Genomic DNA, 16,809 nt, shown 5'->3' with positions numbered 1-16,809 from the left:
CACCTGCGGAGCGATCGAGTCCGTCACCGTGACCTGCCCTCGGCGCTGCCGACGGTCACACGGAAGGCGCGCACGGAAGCCGCCGGCAGCGTTCTTTGGCCGTGGAGACAGTCGAGCGGGCCGCCGGGCTCGGCCACCAGCCGGGCTCGCCCCAGACGGAGGCGGCCCGACAGTGTCAACGGCACCTCGCACACACCGTGCACGGGATGCGGCTGCACCAGCCGGCTGCGTACCGGAAGGCGTCCCGGCAAGGGCAGCAGATCCTGGTGGAGGCCCATCACGGACGGGCCCGCGTCCCCGACAGGCTCGCGCTGCCCCACGAACATGCGAGCGCGCATCGTGCCCGGGCCCGGCCCGCGCCTGCCCGCTCGCGATGTCAGTGTCGTGTCGCCGAAGACGAAGTCCCCATGCTGCTTGGGAATGCCCCACAACGTCCGGCCACCGACGAGCGAGCGCTCGTCGTCCACCCACACCTCCACAGCGCATGCGGCCGGCCCCCGCCCGTCACGCACCGCCAAGGCCACCAGCAGCTCCCGGTAGGCCGGCGTGCCGCCGGGCCGGTAGTCCACCCAGAACGTCACCAAGGCGCACCGCCGCCCCAGCCTGACCGGTCGCACCCCGGCGGGAAGCGGCCGATCGGGCAGCTCCTGCCGCGGCACGAGCCACAGTCCGACGAACATGTCGCCCCGCAGCTGCCACGGCTCCGGGGGAAAGGGCTCGGCCACGGGTTGCCTTCCATCCTGGGCCGCCGACCACGAGAACACGGTAGCCCTGCGACCTTCGGCGGAAATGCGGAACGACGATGTCACCGACCGTCGGTAGGGTGACCGCCGTGAAGGTGGGCAGCGAAGAAACCCGGCTGGTCGTCCTGCGCGGCAACAGCGCCTCGGGCAAGTCGTCCGTCGCGGCCGGTCCGCGCGAGAAGTTCGGCCGCGGCCTGGCCCTGGTCGCCCAGGACAACCTCCGCCGCATCGTGCTGCGCGAACACGACGTGCCCGGTGCCGCGAACATCGGCCTGATCGACACCGTGGCGCGCTACGCCCTGGACGCCGGGTTCCATGTCGTCGTCGAAGGCATCCTCTGCGCCGACCGCTACGGCGACATGCTCGGCCGGCTGCGCGTCGACCACCGCGGCCCGACCCACCACTACTACCTGGACGTGCCGTTCGACGAAACCCTGGCCCGGCATGCCACCAAGCCGATCGCCGACGAAGTGGGCGAGACGCAACTGCGCGACTGGTACCGGCCGCTCGATCTGCTGCCCGACGGAGTCGAGACGGTCATCGGCGCCGACAGCACTCTCGCAGCGACCATCGACCGCATCACGCACGACACGGGCCTGTGTCGTCAGGCGCGCCAGCGCAGCATCTCCAGTGGGGGATCGGCGCGGAAGTCCGCCCAGCAGTCCGCATCGAACTCGCTGCGCAGACACTCTTCGTAGACCTCGATACTGCGCAAGACGGCCACAAGAACGCTGTACGTACGCGCTTGGTACGCGAAACCTACGCTTCACGCTAGGCTGGCGGATCAGGAGGTGCCCCATGTCCGAGCTGTTCGACGCGGTCGACGCCTTGGTCGCGTCCCGCTCCCCGCTGCCGCCCCCGGCGGAGCGCAAGCGGCTGCGCCAGGCCCACGGCCTGACGCTGGACGAGGTGGCCGCCGCTCTGCAAGTGCGGCGCGCGACGGTCAGCGGCTGGGAGGCCGGCAAGACCGAACCGCGCCCGCCGGAGCGCGACGCATACGCCCGCCTGCTGAAGCAGCTCGCCCAGCTCTACCCCGCCACCAACGCCGCGGCCCCTCAGAAGGACACGTCGGTTCCCGAGACACCCGCCACCCCTGCCCCGGCCGCGCCGGCGCCATCGGCAGCTGAACCGCCCGAAGCCGCCCGCACAGGATCAACAGACCTGGCCCCGGAGGCTGCTCCCGGGAACGCCGCACCGCGCCCCACCGGCCCTGCCGCCGTGCCGCGTCCGGCGGCCGCGACGTCGACGTCGCGCCGCCCCGGCACGAAGAAGGCAGCCCCTGCGCACACCCCGACGACCGACGCCGACCCGCGGTTCGCGAACGGACCGCTGTTCGTCATCGACGCCGACGACGACTCCCAGGTGACCGGCTACGGCATCGGCGGCCTGGTCCTCGACGTGCCCGCCAAGTCGCTTCCCGCGCTGGTGGAGTGGACGCTGAAGGAGGCGCAGCTCGGGGCCGGGCGGCTGCACGGCTCCGGCAAGGATGCCGACCCGCTGCTCGTGCTCACCGAGGCCGCGTGCGAGCGATACGGACTCCCGCTGGAGCTGTCGGACGCCGAGCGGCTCGCCGGACGCCTCCCCGACGGCCACAAGATCCTCAGGCAGCTCGACCGGGCCGACTGGCAGCTGACCAGGCGAGGTTTCGGGCCGTGGGCGCGGATCTACCGCCCCGCCCAGGGCCGTCAGCGCCAGTGCGTGCAGTTGTGCATCCCGTCGTGGAACGCGCTCGACGCCCGCACCTGGGGCCACGCCGCGCAGCTCGAACCGGCGGAACTCGCCCGCGTGCTGGGCACCTACGCGGCCCGGGTGATGACGCCGCGCGGCTCGACGGCCGTCACCGGCCTGGAGCTGATGACCGCCCTCAACCCGCCGACCCGGGCGAGCGAGGCGGACGAGACGGGGAAACGGCACAAGGAACACCGGCCCGGCTCGCTGGGTGAGCACCCGATCGACTGCGCACCGTGCGAGGCCCCGGACGGGCATCCGCTGCTCGCCGGCCTGCCCCGCTTCCACCAGCGGGGCCCGGACGAGATGCTGTTCGAGGAGGCGTACGACTGGGCGCGCGAGCTCACCGACGCCGAGTGCATGCGGCGGTACCTGGTCGGCATCGACGTCAACCTCGCCTTCGGTGCTGCTGCCAACGGTGCCGTCGTCGGCCTGGCGACGCCGCCCGTGCACGTCACCAACCCCGTCTTCGACCCGACGCTGCCCGGGGCATGGCTCGTCGACCTCTCCCACGTCGACCTCTCCCGCGTCCTGGTCGGCAAGCAGTGGCGCCGACTGGAGAGCGCGTTGCTGCCCAGCCCGTTCACGCCGACCGGCGAGCGCCCGCAGGGCCCGGCCTGGTACGCGACTCCGACGGTGGCGTACGCGGTGGAGCTCGGCTACGACGTCGCCCCGACCGAGGCCTGGATGAGGCAGGACAAGGGCAGGTTCCTGGACGGCTGGTACAAGCGGCTGCGTGACGCCTACGTCGACACCATGGCGGACCTCGGGGTGGGCGAGAAGCTGCGCACCCCGGAGTTCCTGGAGGCGATGGACGGCTACAAGCAGCGCGACCCGGAGATGGCGATCGTCCTGGACGCGATCAAGTCCACGGTCAAGGGCGGCATCGGCAAACTGCGCGAACGGGCACATGGCGGTGGCTGGAAGCCCGGACAGCCCTGGCCCGCCCTCGCCCGACCGACGTGGCGGCCCGACATCCGCGCCGCCGTCATCTCCCGGGCCCGGATCAACACGCACCGCAAGATGCTCAACCTGGCCGCGGCAACCGGCCGATATCCGGTGGCGGTCCTGTCGGACTGCGCCGTCTACGCCGCCGACGGCCCCAGCCCGCTCCACGTCCTGCCGTACGACGCCGACGACAAGACGGTGCCCGGCAGCTTCCGGCTCGGGGTGTCGCCGGGCATGGTCAAGCACGAGGGCACCCAGACCACCCTGTGGGCCGAAGCAGTGCGTGAGCAACACGGCCAGGTCCTCAACCTCGCCCGCTACATCAAGACCGGTGAGGTCACAGCCAAGGACGACGGAGAGTAGGGGAGCGAGCCGATGGACATGGTCGGGGACGGTCTCGACGCCGCGCTGCGCAAGGCGTTCACGCGCCCGATCCCCAAGAGCGCGGGCGCGCAGATGCGCTACCTGGTCAGGCAGTTCAAGGGCACCAGGCCGGTGGCCGAGTTGCTCGGCATCACCCAGCGCACCGTCGAACGGTATGTGAAGGACCAGATCAAAAAGCCCCGGCCTGACCTCGCGCAGCGCATGGAGCGCGAAGTCACAGCGCGGTGGCAGCCCCAGATCCGGGCCAGGGCCAGACAAACGGCGGCCACCACCGACGGCATCGTCATCGACACCCGCGCCCGGTTCGGTTACACCGCCGCCCCCGGCACCACCGACGACGCCCGGCTGCGCCATCTCACCGTCGCTCTGCCCCCGCAGTACGCCGCCCGCCTCTTCGAGACCAAGGAATCAGGCGGCACGGAACAGCAACTGCGCGACATCGCGGCCGAGGCGCTGGGCGAGGTGTACTTCCGCGACAACGGCCGCCGCGCCCACGGCCTGGAAGTCGAGTTCACCGACGTGGAGCACCTCGAGTTCGACCTCTGACCGTCGACGACCTTCGCGCTCACGGAGATCTTCGATCCGGTGCTCGACACGCTGTGTGCCCTCTACAGTGAAACCCGATGACACTCCTACATGTCCATGACTATGGGGGCGACGGCCCTCAACTGGTTCTGCTGCACGGCTTCTCACGGTCGCTCACCGACTGGGACGCCGCCGCCACCCTCCTCACCGCCGGGCATCGCGTCCTCTGTTGTCGACCTCCCCGGCCACGGTCGCTCTCCCGACATCTCCCCCTGGACCATGCCCACCGTGGTGCGGCACCTCGCGGACACGCTCGACGCGCACGGAGTGCCCGAGGCCGTCGTCGTGGGCCATTCCCTCGGCGGAATGGTCGCGGTGGAGTACGCCCGGGCGAACCCGAACCACGCCCGGGCCCGTGCCGCCGTGAATCTCGACGGCTTCTGGTGGGGACGCGAGTACCCCGGCGCTGACCGGGTGAGTGAGGCGCTGCTGGCGTCGGCCGGGGCCATCGCGCCGTCCGAGTACATCGAGGAGAAGGTCCTCCACGCCGCCCGGCTCGGCATTCCCGCCGACCGTGCGGAGGCCGCCGCCCGCGCGGCCGCACGCCCCTTGCCCGACGGCAAGTGGCAGACGCTGCCGCAGCGGGCGACGGCACTGGAGATCCGGGACGAACTCCACAAGCTCGGCGCGCTCGGCGTCACCACATGGCTGGACGGGGCCGACTGCCCGCTGCTGCTGGTACAGGCCGGCCGACGGGTGCCGCCGGCGCCCGGCATGGAGTGGTTCGACGATTTCAGCACCCGCTTCGCACAAGAGGTCTCCGGCGAACTGGCCGCGCTCTCCCGCACCCGGCCGACGATCACCGTCACCAGGATCGACGCCACCCACCCCATGAACCTGGAGGCTCCGGAAGCGGTGGCGACGCTGGTCGCCGACTTCGTTCGAGGACTGCCTCAACCGTCGTAACAGCAGCGGTTGAACATCTCTAGCGGATCCCTCGGCCCACTTCCTGGCCGATGTCGATCACGAGTTGCCGATGTGTGCGGGCCATGTCGGTCAGGTCGCGCACGGCATAAGCGATATCGGCGGCATACCAGGAGAGGGCGGCCTCGTCGAAGTCATAGGCGATCGGGCCGCCCTCCTCCCAGGCCATGTTGTCCAACTCGAAGTCACCGTGCACCACACCCCAGCCGTCCTGACACCGCGGCAGTTCCCTCATCACGTCGGCGAGCCGCACCGCCGCCTCGACCAACTCGGCGTCGTCGGCGAACAGTTCACCGATATCCGGAAGGTCGCCGAAGGATTCGGGCAGCCCCGCGTCAAGCCCGGTGGCATCGCGGTGCATACGTGCCAGTGCCTCCCCCCACTGCCTTCCGCGATACGAGCTGGGCACGAACCGCAGATAGCGCCGTCGGCCCCTGTCCGGGAGCACGAACACATGCGAGGCACTGGAGCGCCACCACTTGGCAGTGCCGGCCGGGTAACCCCACCGGGCGGCGACCTGGTCGGCGATCGGGCTGTCCCATGCTTCGGACACGGTCTGCTTCAGTCGATCGATCTCAGTCAACGGCATCATCGCGAGCCGGCCTTGATCACGCAGCCGACGGCCACAAGCCGATTCTCCGCACCCTGCCCGTCGCTCTACCGCGGCCCTCTACCGACAACTTGGTATGGTGCGCGGGTTGTGGCAGCGCTCAGGGGAGAGGGGCCCGGCGACGATGCAGGCGTCAGAGGTCTCGCGTGCGGTGGCCGCGGCCAGGTCGGCCGCCTCATCACTTGGCCTGACAGTCGACGATGCGATCGTTCTTCATGACTCGAACAAGCTCACTCTGCGTCTGCTGCCGTGTGACGTCCTGGCCCGGGTGGCACCTGTAGCGGACCAGGTCGCACAGTTCGAAGTCGAGCTCGCCCAGCGGCTCGCCGAATCCGGGTGCCCTGTGGCTGCTCTCGAGCCCCGAGTGGAGCCACGCGTCCATGAGCGTGAGGGCTTCGTGGTCACGCTGTGGACCTACTACGAACCCGTGACACCCCGAGAGGTCCCACCAGCCGACTACGCCCATGCGCTCGAGCGGCTGCATGCCGGCATGCGCAAGCTCGATGTCCCGACGCCCCACTTCACGGATCGAGTCGAGCAGGCTCAGCAACTCGTGGCGAACCGCGACCGCACTCCGGCGCTCGCCGAGGCGGACCGGGAGCTGCTCCGCGACACGTTGCGAAGCCTGAGACGAGTGATCGGCGAGCGCGGTGGCGCCGAGCAGTTGCTGCACGGCGAGCCGCACCCGGGCAACGTGCTCACCACGAACAACGGGCTGCTGTTCATCGACCTTGAGACGTGTTGTCGTGGGCCCGTCGAATTCGACCTCGCCCATGCGCCCGACGAAGTCGGCGAGCACTACCCGGGTGTCGATCAGGACTTGCTGCGCGAGTGCCGGATCCTCGTGCTGGCGATGATCACAGCGTGGCGCTGGGATCGAGACGACCAGCTCCCGAACGGGCGCCGGCTGGGCACGGAGTGGCTCAGCCAGATCCGAGCAGCACTCGATCGCGACGGTCTGGATTAGGCTTTCGGCGCCATCCGAAATGTACGCCGCAGGCGAACATCTGGGCATGTGCCCGAATAGGAACCGTATTCAGGCTGCCGCAGATCGAGGTGTAACGCGGCGGTGCTCGCGCGGCGCAGAAGTAGGCAGAAACGGGCCAGTGAGGCTGAATCTCGCTGCCCGGGCGAACCCTGCAAACATCGCACGCGCGAGATTGGAATTTTCTGTGAACAACACCGACCCGGTTTCCGGATATCAGGCCTACGATCAGCCCCCGGGGCCTGCCCGCCCTGACCGCAACCGGGCCACCGCACGACGGGTAGCCCTTGCCACCTGCACGATCGCCGACGTCGCGGCCGGACTGCTGGGTCTGTGGATCGTGCTCTACCTGCTCGACGCCAACCAGGCGAATCCGTTCGTCGAGTTCGTCCACGGAATGGCGGACTGGCTGTCCGGATGGGCACAAGACATTTTCACGATGGACACCGAGGGTCTACGCGTTGTCCTCAATTATGGTCTCCCGGCGGTCATCTATTTGCTGATCGGCCACGGAATCGCTGCCCGGCTCAACCGGGCCTGATGGCATTACCGGCCGGTTCAGTCCGCGGCGTGGGTGTGGGAAATACGGCACCCGGTGCCGAGGCGACAGCCTGCCCCGGCACCGGGGACGCCGTATCACTCCTCGTCGCGCAGCCGGGCCGCCAAGGACGTCAGCGACTCGGTCTCGTCGGTGTGGCCCAGAGCGGTGAGGCGGGAGACCGCCGCGTCGAGGCGGGTGAGGGCGGGGGCGGGGCGCTCCAGGTAGATGCCCTCCACGGCACCCGCGAGACGGACGCACTCGGCCCACTCCCCGGCGTGCTCCTGCTCCGCTCCCGGCTCGCCGAGCAGGGCGAGTGCCTTCTCCAGCGCGGCCAGGGCGTCCCCGTACGCGCCGGCGTAGGCGTTGACCCGCCCGTATTCATAGGCCAGGGCCGAGTCGAGAGAGCGGCCGCGGGCCTCGTACCCGGCAGCGCGGGCCTCGTCGGCGATGCGGCCGGCGTCGGCGAGGAAGGCGAGGGCGTCGGCCAGACCGTCAGGGCCCTGCTGCTGGCCCTGGAGACGGGCGAGTTCGCGCAGGCAGCTGCTGAGCTGCTCGTAGCGCGGGTCCCGGGCGTGGGCGGCGAGCGCCTGGTCCGCGGCCTCGCGGGCCCGGCCGAACTCGCCGGACTCGCCGAGAAGTACGGCAGTCTCCGCGGCGATCATGGCGTGGCTTCCCGGGTCGTCGTCCCAGCCGGCCGACTCGGCCGCGAGGGCGACGAACTCCGTAGTGGCGGCCTTGAGGTCGTCCCCCGCGTGCAGCGCGCGGGCGCGGGTCAGGCGCAGTTGAGCGACGAGCCGGTCGTCCAGTTCTCCGGAGGCGACGTCCGATTCGGCCAGCAGGGAGTCGAGCAGTGCGATGCAGTCCTCGACACGGCCCAGGTCGAGGCTCAGCTGGGCCGCGTTGCTGAAGGTGCAGAACGCGTCGGTCCGGCTGCCGTGGCGAAGGTCCAGCTCCGCGGAGCGCGTCAGGTGCCGCAACGCCTCATCGGGGCGCCCCAGGTACATGCAGGCCTGGGCCAGATCACCGTGGAGGCGGGCGGTGTCGACCGCGTCGGCCGGCCAGTCGGCGGCCAGCCGCAGGCTTTCGGTCAGGTCCGCGTGCGCGGCCTGCGCGTCCTGGAGGCCGAGCTGGAGCCGGCCCCGCAGTCCGAGCGTGCGGGGCAGGTGCCAGGCGGGGCCGTGCGCCTTCAGCCGGTCGAGGAGGGCGTCGATCCCGGTGACCGCGGCGGGCAGATCGCCGGAGAGGGCGTACGTACTGGCCCGCAGCAGCAGAGCGCCGGAGACCTGCCCGACGACGTCGTGCCGGGTGGCGAACGCGTGCAGCAGGTCCACCTCGGCGAGGACCGGCGCGACGTGCTCCTCGCTCCCCGACGTCTGCAGGCGCAGGCCGAGAGCGGTCGCCCGCAGCCGCAGCAGGCGGGCCTCGTGGTACGGGGCGAGGCCGGGCGCCTCCTCGTGCAGGCGGACCATGGACGCGTGGGCGGCGGTCAGCGCGGCGGCCTTCGCCTCGGTCGCGTCGGCGGCGCCCTGCGCGGGGACCTCGGCGGCGGCGAGCAGGGCACTGGCGCGGGCGAGCGCCGCCTGACCCGGCAGTCCGGCGTCGTCGTACAGGCCCGCGGCCTCCTCGTAGAGGTCGGCGGCGACGGCGAACTCGTCCTTGTCGCCCGCCCGGCTCGCCTCGTCGGCCAGCAGGTCCGCGCGCAGCCGTACGAGCGGGCCCACGGCCGGGTCGTCGGGGTGGGTGTAGTCGCGGGCGGCGACGAGCGTGCGCAGCCGCGCCCAGCAGGCCGGTGCGTCCGGGTGGCCCTGCTCGTCCAACTCCCGTGCCCGGGCGATCAGTTCGGGCAGCGACTCCGGGACGGCCGCGGCCGTCCGGGCGGCGGGTGCGGCAACCGGGGCGGCCGGGGCCACGTCGTCGAGGCTGCGGGGGCGCAGGGTCAGTTCCAGCGCGTCCAGGAGCGGGGCACGGTCGAGGCGGGCCCTGCGGCGGTCGGTGTGGGCCGTGGTGCCGTTGCGGGCGTCGAAGCGGGCGGCGAGGTCGTCGGCCCGGCCGCGCACCTCGGCGCGCAGTCCGGCCACCGTCCAGGTGCGGCCCGCGTATCCGGCGGTCGGCAGTTCGCCGTGGCCGAGGAGCTCGACGCGCTGGAGGAGGACCTCCACGCCGGTGAGGAAGCCGAGCAGGTCCAGTGGCGAGTCGACCTCGTCGAACAGGCTCCGGTTCTCGGCGAGCAGTTCCAGGCCGCGTGCCTCGTTGCCGGTCAGCGCGCAGAACTCCAGGTGCCGGCCGACCTCCTGGGACATCGAGGGGTTACGGCGGCAGCCGCGGTAGCCGGCGAGGTGCAGTTCGCGGGCCCGGTCCGTGCGGCCGGTGCGCAGCAGGGGCAGCAGCGCGTACGAGACGGAGCGGGCCGGCTCCTCCTGGCAGGACTCCTTCCCGGCCAGGACGGGCTCCCAGGTGCGCAGCGCCCGCTCGTCGTCGCCCGCCACGAGGTGGTACAGGGCGCGCTCGCAGATCTCGCAGGCCTCGCAGTCGCTGAGCCGGGTGCGGGTGCGGCCCGCCCACAGCTCGTAGGCGGGGGTGGTGTCCTCGCCGACGTGGGCGGCGAGCTGGTAGGCCTGCCCGTAGTAGGGCTGCAGGCCGAGGCCGGCCTTCTCGTACCGGTGGCGCATCTCGGTGAGCCACTGGCGCAGGCTGGCCAGCGGTATCTCGGGCAGCTGGCGCAGGGCGTGGGCCACCCACTTGAACCGCCAGAACAGCATGTGACGCAGGCGCTCGTCGAAGACGTCGGGCTGCTCGTCGAAGAGGGTGAGCAGACGGGCGAAGACGACGGGCGACTTGCGAGGTTCGGAGCCGTAGGTGTACGCCTCCTGGAGTTCGAGCAGCGCGTGGACGAGCGGTGCCGCCTCCGCGAACTGCTCGGCGGCGTCGACCAGTTCCTCGGCGGTGACGGTGCGGGTGCGGCCGTAGGGGCGCCGGTCGTTCTCCTTCAGCGCCTGGTACAGCTCGTGGGTGGTCTGGGGTGCGGTCGGCATCGTCAGCTGTCCTTGCGGAGGGCGTGGGCGAGAAGGTCGAGGAAGGAGCGGTTGATGAGGCTCGACTCGGCGGGCCTGAGCGGGCGCCGGGACAGCATCGCGGCCTGCCCGTAGAGGGCTTCGGCGCTGGTGCGGGCCAGCTCGGGCTCGTCGATGGCGACGGCGGCGCGCACCAGCGGGTTGAGCTGGTTGAGGATCAGCTGGGCCCGCGGGGCCTCCTGGCGCAGGGCGCCGAGGATGTCGCCCCACAGGCCGCCCTCCTGCTCACGGGCGAGCTGGGAGCGGGTGCGCTCGTGCCGGGCCTCGCGGCTGTCGACGAGGAGGGCGGGGGCGTTGGCGGGCTGGAAGGTGCGCAGCGCGACGTCGCAGTCGAAGACGGCGAGGGCGTCACGGGCCAGGGCTAGGTAGGCCGCGGCGGCCAGTTCCGTCTCCCGGTCGACGGGGTCGAGGTGGGCCGTGAGGGTCGCCGGGTCCAGGTCGGCGACACTCGCCTCGGGCCTGATCTCGGGCAGCCGGTGGACCAGTTCACGGTCGTAGGTGTAGCCGCCGTTGACGACGCCGAGCCCGGCGGCCGAGGCGATCGCCGCGACCTGCCGGAACTCCTCCACGCTCGACGTCACCAGCACGGTGCGGTGGGTGCGGGCGAACTCGTCGAGGGTGGTGTGCCCGTCGGTGGTCTCGAACGGCAGCCAGGGCAGCAGCATCCGCAGGATCTCGTCGTCGTGCACCGCGAGCGACTTCACGGCCAGGTGGTGGGCCTGGAGGAAACGGGCGAGCAGGTCCGGGTCGCTGGCGGCGGCCCGGGCGATCCACGCGCGCAGCCGCTCGGCGAGGGCGTCGCGGACGGCGGCGAGCGTGTCGTCCTCGTACAGGGACTCGCGGGACGCCGTCGGGCGCAGGCTCTCGGCGTCGACCACGCATCGGACGAAGAACGCCCACTCGGGCAGGATCTCCTCGGCCTGCTCGGACAGCAGCATGCCCTTGACGTGCACGCGGTGGCCGTGGCGGCGCCCGGCCGGCACCGCCTCGGGCAGCACGCACGCGATGCCCTTCAGGCCCACGGCCGGCAGGTCCAGCTCGATGGTGTCCAGCGGCGTGAAGCCGAAGACCTCCTCGCCGTACGCGGCCAGCGCGCGGGAACGGGCGCCCGGCGTGGGGTACGTACGCGCCCAGGGCGCGGGCTCGGGGTTGACGGACGCCCCCGGGCCGCCCGGACCCCCCGAGCCGCCTGTGCCGTCGTCGAAGGTCACCGGGTGGCGCAGCAGGGAGCCGAAGTGCCGGGCCAGCGCGTGCACCTGTGCCGGCCGGGTCCACTCGCCCGCGTCGGCGCGCGGCGTCAGCGTGACGGTGGTGCCGGGCCGGGGGCGGGCGGAGGCGGGCAGGGTGCGGACGGTGTAGCTGCCGTCGCCGCGCCCCCGCCACTCCACGGCGGGGGCGTCGGGGGTGCGGGCGGAGCGGCTCAGGACGTGGATCTCGTCCGCGACCAGGAAGCAGGAGAGCAGGCCGATCCCGAACTGGCCGATGAAGTCCCCGCGCTGCTCGGCAAGCCGCTCGGCACGCTTGCTGCTGCGGCCGATCGTCGCGAGGAAGGTGTGCACGTCGGCCTCGGTGAGACCGACGCCGTCGTCCTCGACGCGTACCACCGAACCGTCGGCGTACAGGCGGATGCCGAGGGCCTCGGCGGGGGCGGCCGGTTCGAGGCCGTGCCGGGCGGTCAGCGCGTCCACCGCGTTCTGCATCAGTTCGCGCAGGTAGACCTTGGGGCTGGAGTAGAGGTGGTGGGAGAGGAGATCGACGAGGCCGCGCAGATCCACCTGGAAGGTGCGGTCGGCGCCGGCCGGGTTCGCTGCGGTGTCGGGCAGGGTCATCGGGCAGTCCGGAGTGGGAGAGAGGGCGGGCGGGATCGGAGCCGGCGTGCGCTCAGGCGCGGCGGTGGTGGCGGGCGAACTGCTTCTCGGGCTCCGCGAAGTAGGTCCAGGGCCAGCTGGTGTAGGCGCCGTCGAGCGTCTGGAAGACGCGCCGGACCGTGTGGCGCTCACCGGCCAGCGACAGGGCCATGGCGAACATGTTGAAGTCGTGCTGCCAGCCCGGGCGATACACGTAGGCGGGGTGGAGGATGCTGTGGTCCGCCGCTTCCCGCAACTGCGCCTGGATCTCGGAGGTTTCGAGATAGTCCCCGCGCTCCGCCTCGACCCACTCCTCGATGTACGCCATGGCGATCACGCAGCCGAGGCGGTGCCCCTGCGGGGCGCGGGCCAACGCCTCCTGGGCGAACGCCAGGGCCTGGCCCGGCTCGCCGCCCCAGCGGGGCTGCAACTGCGACACCCACTCCAGGTGGGTCTCCAGGTCCAGCGGGTCGCGGCGCAGGGCGGCGTCGAGCCGCGTCTCGTTGACGGCGGTGCCCAGCGACATGCCGCGACCGGAGGTGAGGAGGCGGCGCCACGGCGTGACCCATTCCGGCCGCAGCTCGGCGGCCTCGAACAGCTGCTCCTCGGCGATGTGAAGCCGCTCGTGGAAGACCCGCCACTGCTCCTGCGTGACGTTCACGGCACGCTCGGCGGTGCGCGCCTCCCAGCCCCAGCTGATGTGGCGCGTCCCGGATATCAGCAGGGCCGTCGCCCGGTGCTCCTTGTCCTCCTCGACGGCCCGGCCGATCCAGTCCTGCACACCGTCCAAGTCGGCCAGCTCACCGAGGACTTGATGGTCGCGGCCGAGGTCGAAGGGAACCAGCGCCGCCTTCACCGCCTCCCAGTCACCCGCGTCGGCCGCCTCCACCAGCGCGAGCACCCGCACGTCCCCGAGCGCACGCAGCGTGTACATCCCGTTCTTCTGCCTGCGCGGGACGGGCAGGGCATGCGGATCCGAAACCGGTCTCTCCGCACCCCTGCCGAACAACTTGCCGAACATGCCGCGCCCTCCCCTGATCCCACGTGATCGTTCGGTGGATCATATGCGGCCCCGCTGACACCGCTTCCGCAGGGTTTTCACCGATGATTCACGGGTCTGATCCGGCATCCGGCCGGGGTCCTCGTGAACCTCTTGAAGGCCCCAGCCAACAGCAAGGTCGTCCACCAGAGGGCGAGGAAAGAAGTGGACGGCGAATCCGCCGTGTTCCCAGATGTCGTCACCATGCCCGATGCCGTGCAGGTAGTGCGCATCAGTACGTGCGGGCGCGCAGCCGGCCGGCGTACTCCGCGCTCGGGCCCGCGCCGGCCGGCTGGGCGAGTCAGCCGGCGAGATCGGCCTTGCCGAACAGGACGGCGTAGCCGGAGGGGAGCTGGCTGAGGATCTGGTTCAGCTCGCCGCCGCTGACCGCGTCGGCCAGGGCGGTCAGCACGGCGCTGGCGTCCCACTCGGCGGTGCGCGGCCGGGCGCCGATGCGCTCGGCGACCCTGCGGTAGAACTCGTCGATCCTGAAGCTCTCGGCCTGCTGCGACTTGGCAGCGGTCAGCGTCTGCCCGAGCGGTCCGGGCATCTGGGAAGCGAGATCATCCACCTCACCGGGGCTGATCCTCTGGGCCAGCACGCTCAAGACGGCCTCGGTGGCCTTCGTGGCTTCTTCCCGGCTGTCGTATTCGCCGAGCTCGCGTACACGGGCGAGGTACTCGTGGTACTGCGTCGTTCGTCACCTCCGCTTGCTGGCGTCGACGGCATCTGTGCGATGCCCCCTTTCCCGGTACCCAGGTAGCCGACCTGCGCGACGGTCACCGTTGATGCGCACGATGCGAAGCCGACCGACCTCGCCCTGCAAGCCCCCCGGCCCCTGGCGCGACGACGGTGGACCGGGGCGACGCCCGCGACGTCCACCCGCGCACACGTCCGGCAGCCGCGCGGCACGCGGGCGCCGTGAGCCCGGTCAGCTTCGCGCGATGGGGAAGGGCGGCGCACCACCGGCGGTGCAAGGGCGCACGCCTCGGTCGTCCCCGTACGCGTTCCTCGCGGGCGGAGCCGGCCCGGCGACCTCCACGTGGGCCGGGCGCAGCAGGTGGTCGCCGAGCCGGTAGCCGGGCCGGAGGACCGCCGAGCAGACCAGGCGGTCGTGGTCGGGGGAGGGGTGGTGCGCCAGGGCGTCGTGGCAGGCGGGGTCGAACGGATCGCCCACCTCGCCGAACGACGTGACGCCCAGCGAGCCGAGCTGCTCGGTCAGGCTGTCGGCGATGTCCTTCAGGCCAGGCGTGAGCGGCTCGTGCGCGCACGCCCGGTCCACCGCGTCCAGCACGGGCAGCAGCGCCCGGAGTACGTTGGCCACCGCTACCTCGCGTACGGCCAGGCGATCCCGCCGGACCCGTTTGCGGTAGTTGTCGTACTCGGCCTTCACCCGCTGAAGGTCGGCGGTCCGCTCCTCCACCAGGCGCCGCAGCTCCGCCAGTGCGGCGTCCTGCGGCCCGCTCCCGGTCATCGTCAGCCAGCCTCCGGCCTGTCGTCGTCGACGATCTCGGCGTCCACCACATCCTCCTCGGACGAGCCGCCGGCCGTACCGCCGTCCGCGGTCGCCCCGGCCTCACCCGGCGGCTGCTCGGCCCGCGACCTCTCGTACAGCGCCGTGCCGACCCTCTGCGCGGCCTGCGCCGTACGGTCGATCGCCTGCCGAATAGCCACGGTGTCCTCTCCCTTCAGCTTCTCCTTCAGCTCTGCCAGCGCCGTCTCCGTCTCGCTCCTCGCATCCGCCGCCCTCGGCGGAGGCGGTGACGTTGCGGGAGGCCGCGGAGAAGGCGAAGATCGAGCTGTCCAGCTCCGTCGGGTCGTTCTTCTTGTCCAGCCCGTACGCCAGCGCCGCCGCCGTCGGCTCGTTGATGATCCGCAGCACCTTCAGGCCCGCGTTCTCCCCGAGATACGCTTCCGCGTCCCGCTTCAGTTTCTGCAGCACGCGCGCGGAGATCTCCTGCGCGGTGTACCGCTTGCCGTCGATGTCACCGTGGCCTGGGAACCGCCAGGAGTGGTCGCCCATGTGCCGCTTGACCGAGCGCGCGGTGCGATCCACGTTCGTCACGGCCTGCCGCTTGGCGACCTCGCCCACCAGGACCTCGCCGTTCTTGGCGAAGGCCACGACCGACGGGGTCGTGCGCGCGCCTTCCGTGTTGGTGATGACGCTGGGCTCGCCGCCTTCGAGGACCGAGACCACCGAGTTCGTCGTACCGAGGTCGATACCGACCGACCGCGCCATCTGGTTCTCCCTCCTCGCCTCGCTGTGTTCCACGCGCTGTGCGGGGGCTCGGGGCCTCACCACGACATCCGCTCCCACCGGACGGGACCGGCGCGCAGCGGGGGCTCGGGGCGTACGGTGCCGAGCACCACGACGTAGCGCCGCGCAGGCCGTACGGGCGGAGCCGGGGCCCGCTCGCGGTCGTACGCCCGCTCGCGGGTCTGGTCGTACGCCGCGCGCAGGACCGGGTCGCGCAGGGTCTCGTAGGCCTCCCGCACTTCGCCGAACCGTGCGGCGGTGGCCGCGTCGACACGGGTGTCGGGGTGCAGTTCGCGCACCCGGGCGCGGAAGGCGGAGGTGATCAGCTCGGCCTTCGCCGAGGGCTCCACTCCCAGGACCGCATACAGGTCCGCTCCCTGGCCCCGCGCCTGCATCCCGAACGCCTCCTCACCCCTGCGAGCTGCGCTTTCACTCCTACTTGCTCATAGTCATGAAATAAAACTTGAGTCTCTCCATGTCAAGATGGCGATGGGATTCGCCTGTAACGGCGAGGGCTGGCTTGCGACGTCGGCATATGGTGTGATCTATGACATTGCCATCGAAACCGGCAATCCTCCACTCCGAGTCACTGGTTTCGAGCGGATCATGTACAGGTCGAGGAAGGTGCGGGCCTCCTCCAGGGCCTTGGGGACGGCGTCCTGGTCGACGCCGAGCATGGCGCCGACCACGCGCCAGGCGTAGTAGTAGGCTTCGGCGCCTTCCTGGGACATGTGGATGCCGAGGCGGTGCAGGCTGTCCAGGACGAGCAGGGAGAAGAACATCTGCCCGCCGATCATGTCCTCCTGACAGATCGGTGTGCCCAGCGCGGTGGTGTCCCACCGGTTCTCGCGCTTGAGGTGGTGGCGGATGGAGGCGTGCAGGAGGCGCACCTTCTGGGCGGCGGGGATGAAGCGGCTGCGGCCTCGAAGGCGTCGGGCTGCATCAGGTAGACGGTGAACTGGCCCGTCTCCGCCATCCGTTTGGAGGGGTACTGCAGTCCGTGGGTGGCCGACAGCAGTTTCGCCACGTGGGGGACGACGTAGCAGGCGGGCATGGAGGCGAAGGACGGCGCGGTGGAGAAGTGCACGTTGTTGTCGATGAAGAACAGCCGGGCCTTACATCGGCTGCCGGGCCCGTGTTCAGCTCC

The 16,809-nt window shown here is 71.4% G+C and carries 13 protein-coding genes and 3 pseudogenes; 6 read left to right on the top strand and 10 right to left on the bottom strand.

Annotation, left to right across the window (positions count from 1 at the left end; all coding sequences use genetic code 11):
- Positions 1-23: 23 nt before the first annotated feature.
- Positions 24-725: an acetoacetate decarboxylase family protein gene (locus ACIBNA_RS05530; RefSeq protein WP_399163965.1), complete on the bottom strand. Its 702-nt coding sequence runs from the start codon at positions 723-725 to the stop codon at positions 24-26.
- Positions 726-823: 98 nt separating this feature from the next.
- On the opposite strand from ACIBNA_RS05530, the gene ACIBNA_RS05525 reads away from it, so the two are divergent.
- The 4 genes from ACIBNA_RS05525 to ACIBNA_RS05510 all read left to right on the top strand — a co-directional run bounded on the left by ACIBNA_RS05525 (position 824) and on the right by ACIBNA_RS05510 (position 5,294).
- Positions 824-1,441, top strand: a complete 618-nt coding sequence (locus tag ACIBNA_RS05525; RefSeq protein ID WP_399163964.1) for a kinase — start codon at positions 824-826, stop codon at positions 1,439-1,441.
- Between the two features lie 100 nt (positions 1,442-1,541).
- Positions 1,542-3,782, top strand: coding sequence for a telomere-associated protein Tap (gene tap, locus ACIBNA_RS05520; protein ID WP_399163963.1), 2,241 nt, complete (start codon positions 1,542-1,544; stop codon positions 3,780-3,782).
- Positions 3,783-3,794: 12 nt separating this feature from the next.
- On the top strand, positions 3,795-4,349 hold the full coding sequence (gene tpg, locus ACIBNA_RS05515; protein ID WP_399163962.1) for a telomere-protecting terminal protein Tpg: 555 nt from the start codon (positions 3,795-3,797) through the stop codon (positions 4,347-4,349).
- A gap of 90 nt (positions 4,350-4,439) precedes the next feature.
- Positions 4,440-5,294: an alpha/beta fold hydrolase gene (locus ACIBNA_RS05510; protein ID WP_399163961.1), complete on the top strand. Its 855-nt coding sequence runs from the start codon at positions 4,440-4,442 to the stop codon at positions 5,292-5,294.
- A 19-nt stretch (positions 5,295-5,313) separates the two neighbouring features.
- Here the strand turns inward: ACIBNA_RS05510 and ACIBNA_RS05505 are convergent, their stop codons facing one another.
- Positions 5,314-5,904: a phosphotransferase gene (locus tag ACIBNA_RS05505; RefSeq protein ID WP_399163960.1), complete on the bottom strand. Its 591-nt coding sequence runs from the start codon at positions 5,902-5,904 to the stop codon at positions 5,314-5,316.
- Positions 5,905-6,046: 142 nt separating this feature from the next.
- Here ACIBNA_RS05505 and ACIBNA_RS05500 point away from each other — a divergent pair, with 142 nt between their 5' ends.
- Together ACIBNA_RS05500 and ACIBNA_RS05495 are read left to right on the top strand one after the other, a co-directional pair.
- Positions 6,047-6,889, top strand: a complete 843-nt coding sequence (locus ACIBNA_RS05500) for a phosphotransferase enzyme family protein (protein WP_399163959.1) — start codon at positions 6,047-6,049, stop codon at positions 6,887-6,889.
- Between the two features lie 205 nt (positions 6,890-7,094).
- Entirely contained in the window at positions 7,095-7,448 is a 354-nt protein-coding gene (locus ACIBNA_RS05495; RefSeq protein ID WP_399163958.1) for a hypothetical protein, read from the top strand.
- 95 nt (positions 7,449-7,543) lie between these two features.
- Here ACIBNA_RS05495 and ACIBNA_RS05490 read toward each other — a convergent pair whose 3' ends face one another.
- The 8 genes and pseudogenes from ACIBNA_RS05490 to ACIBNA_RS05455 all read right to left on the bottom strand — a co-directional run.
- Positions 7,544-10,480 (bottom strand): hypothetical protein, encoded by a 2,937-nt coding sequence (locus ACIBNA_RS05490; protein ID WP_399163957.1) that lies wholly within the window; start codon positions 10,478-10,480, stop codon positions 7,544-7,546.
- A 2-nt stretch (positions 10,481-10,482) separates the two neighbouring features.
- On the bottom strand, positions 10,483-12,348 hold the full coding sequence (locus ACIBNA_RS05485; protein ID WP_399163956.1) for an HSP90 family protein: 1,866 nt from the start codon (positions 12,346-12,348) through the stop codon (positions 10,483-10,485).
- A 52-nt stretch (positions 12,349-12,400) separates the two neighbouring features.
- Entirely contained in the window at positions 12,401-13,387 is a 987-nt protein-coding gene (locus ACIBNA_RS05480) for a hypothetical protein (protein WP_399163955.1), read from the bottom strand.
- 319 nt (positions 13,388-13,706) lie between these two features.
- Positions 13,707-14,096 (bottom strand): annotated as a pseudogene (locus tag ACIBNA_RS05475) (DUF2267 domain-containing protein); the annotation flags it as partial.
- Between the two features lie 240 nt (positions 14,097-14,336).
- Complete coding sequence (gene grpE / locus ACIBNA_RS05470) at positions 14,337-14,879, bottom strand: nucleotide exchange factor GrpE (protein ID WP_399163954.1); 543 nt, start codon at positions 14,877-14,879, stop codon at positions 14,337-14,339.
- Between the two features lie 255 nt (positions 14,880-15,134).
- Positions 15,135-15,644, bottom strand: a pseudogene (locus ACIBNA_RS05465) (Hsp70 family protein); the annotation flags it as partial.
- A gap of 56 nt (positions 15,645-15,700) precedes the next feature.
- The gene (locus ACIBNA_RS05460; RefSeq protein WP_399163953.1) at positions 15,701-16,057 is read right to left on the bottom strand and encodes a J domain-containing protein; all 357 of its coding nucleotides are present in this window, start codon (positions 16,055-16,057) and stop codon (positions 15,701-15,703) included.
- A 180-nt stretch (positions 16,058-16,237) separates the two neighbouring features.
- Positions 16,238-16,791: pseudogene (locus tag ACIBNA_RS05455) on the bottom strand (oxygenase MpaB family protein); the annotation flags it as partial.
- Positions 16,792-16,809: the final 18 nt, after the last annotated feature.

Origin of the sequence: Streptomyces sp. NPDC050164 (assembly GCF_044459945.1) — a bacterium.
Taxonomy (GTDB): Bacteria; Actinomycetota; Actinomycetes; order Streptomycetales; family Streptomycetaceae; genus Streptomyces; species Streptomyces coeruleorubidus_A.
Note: the sequence above shows the minus strand (reverse complement) of the source record. Positions and strands in the feature narration are given on the sequence as shown.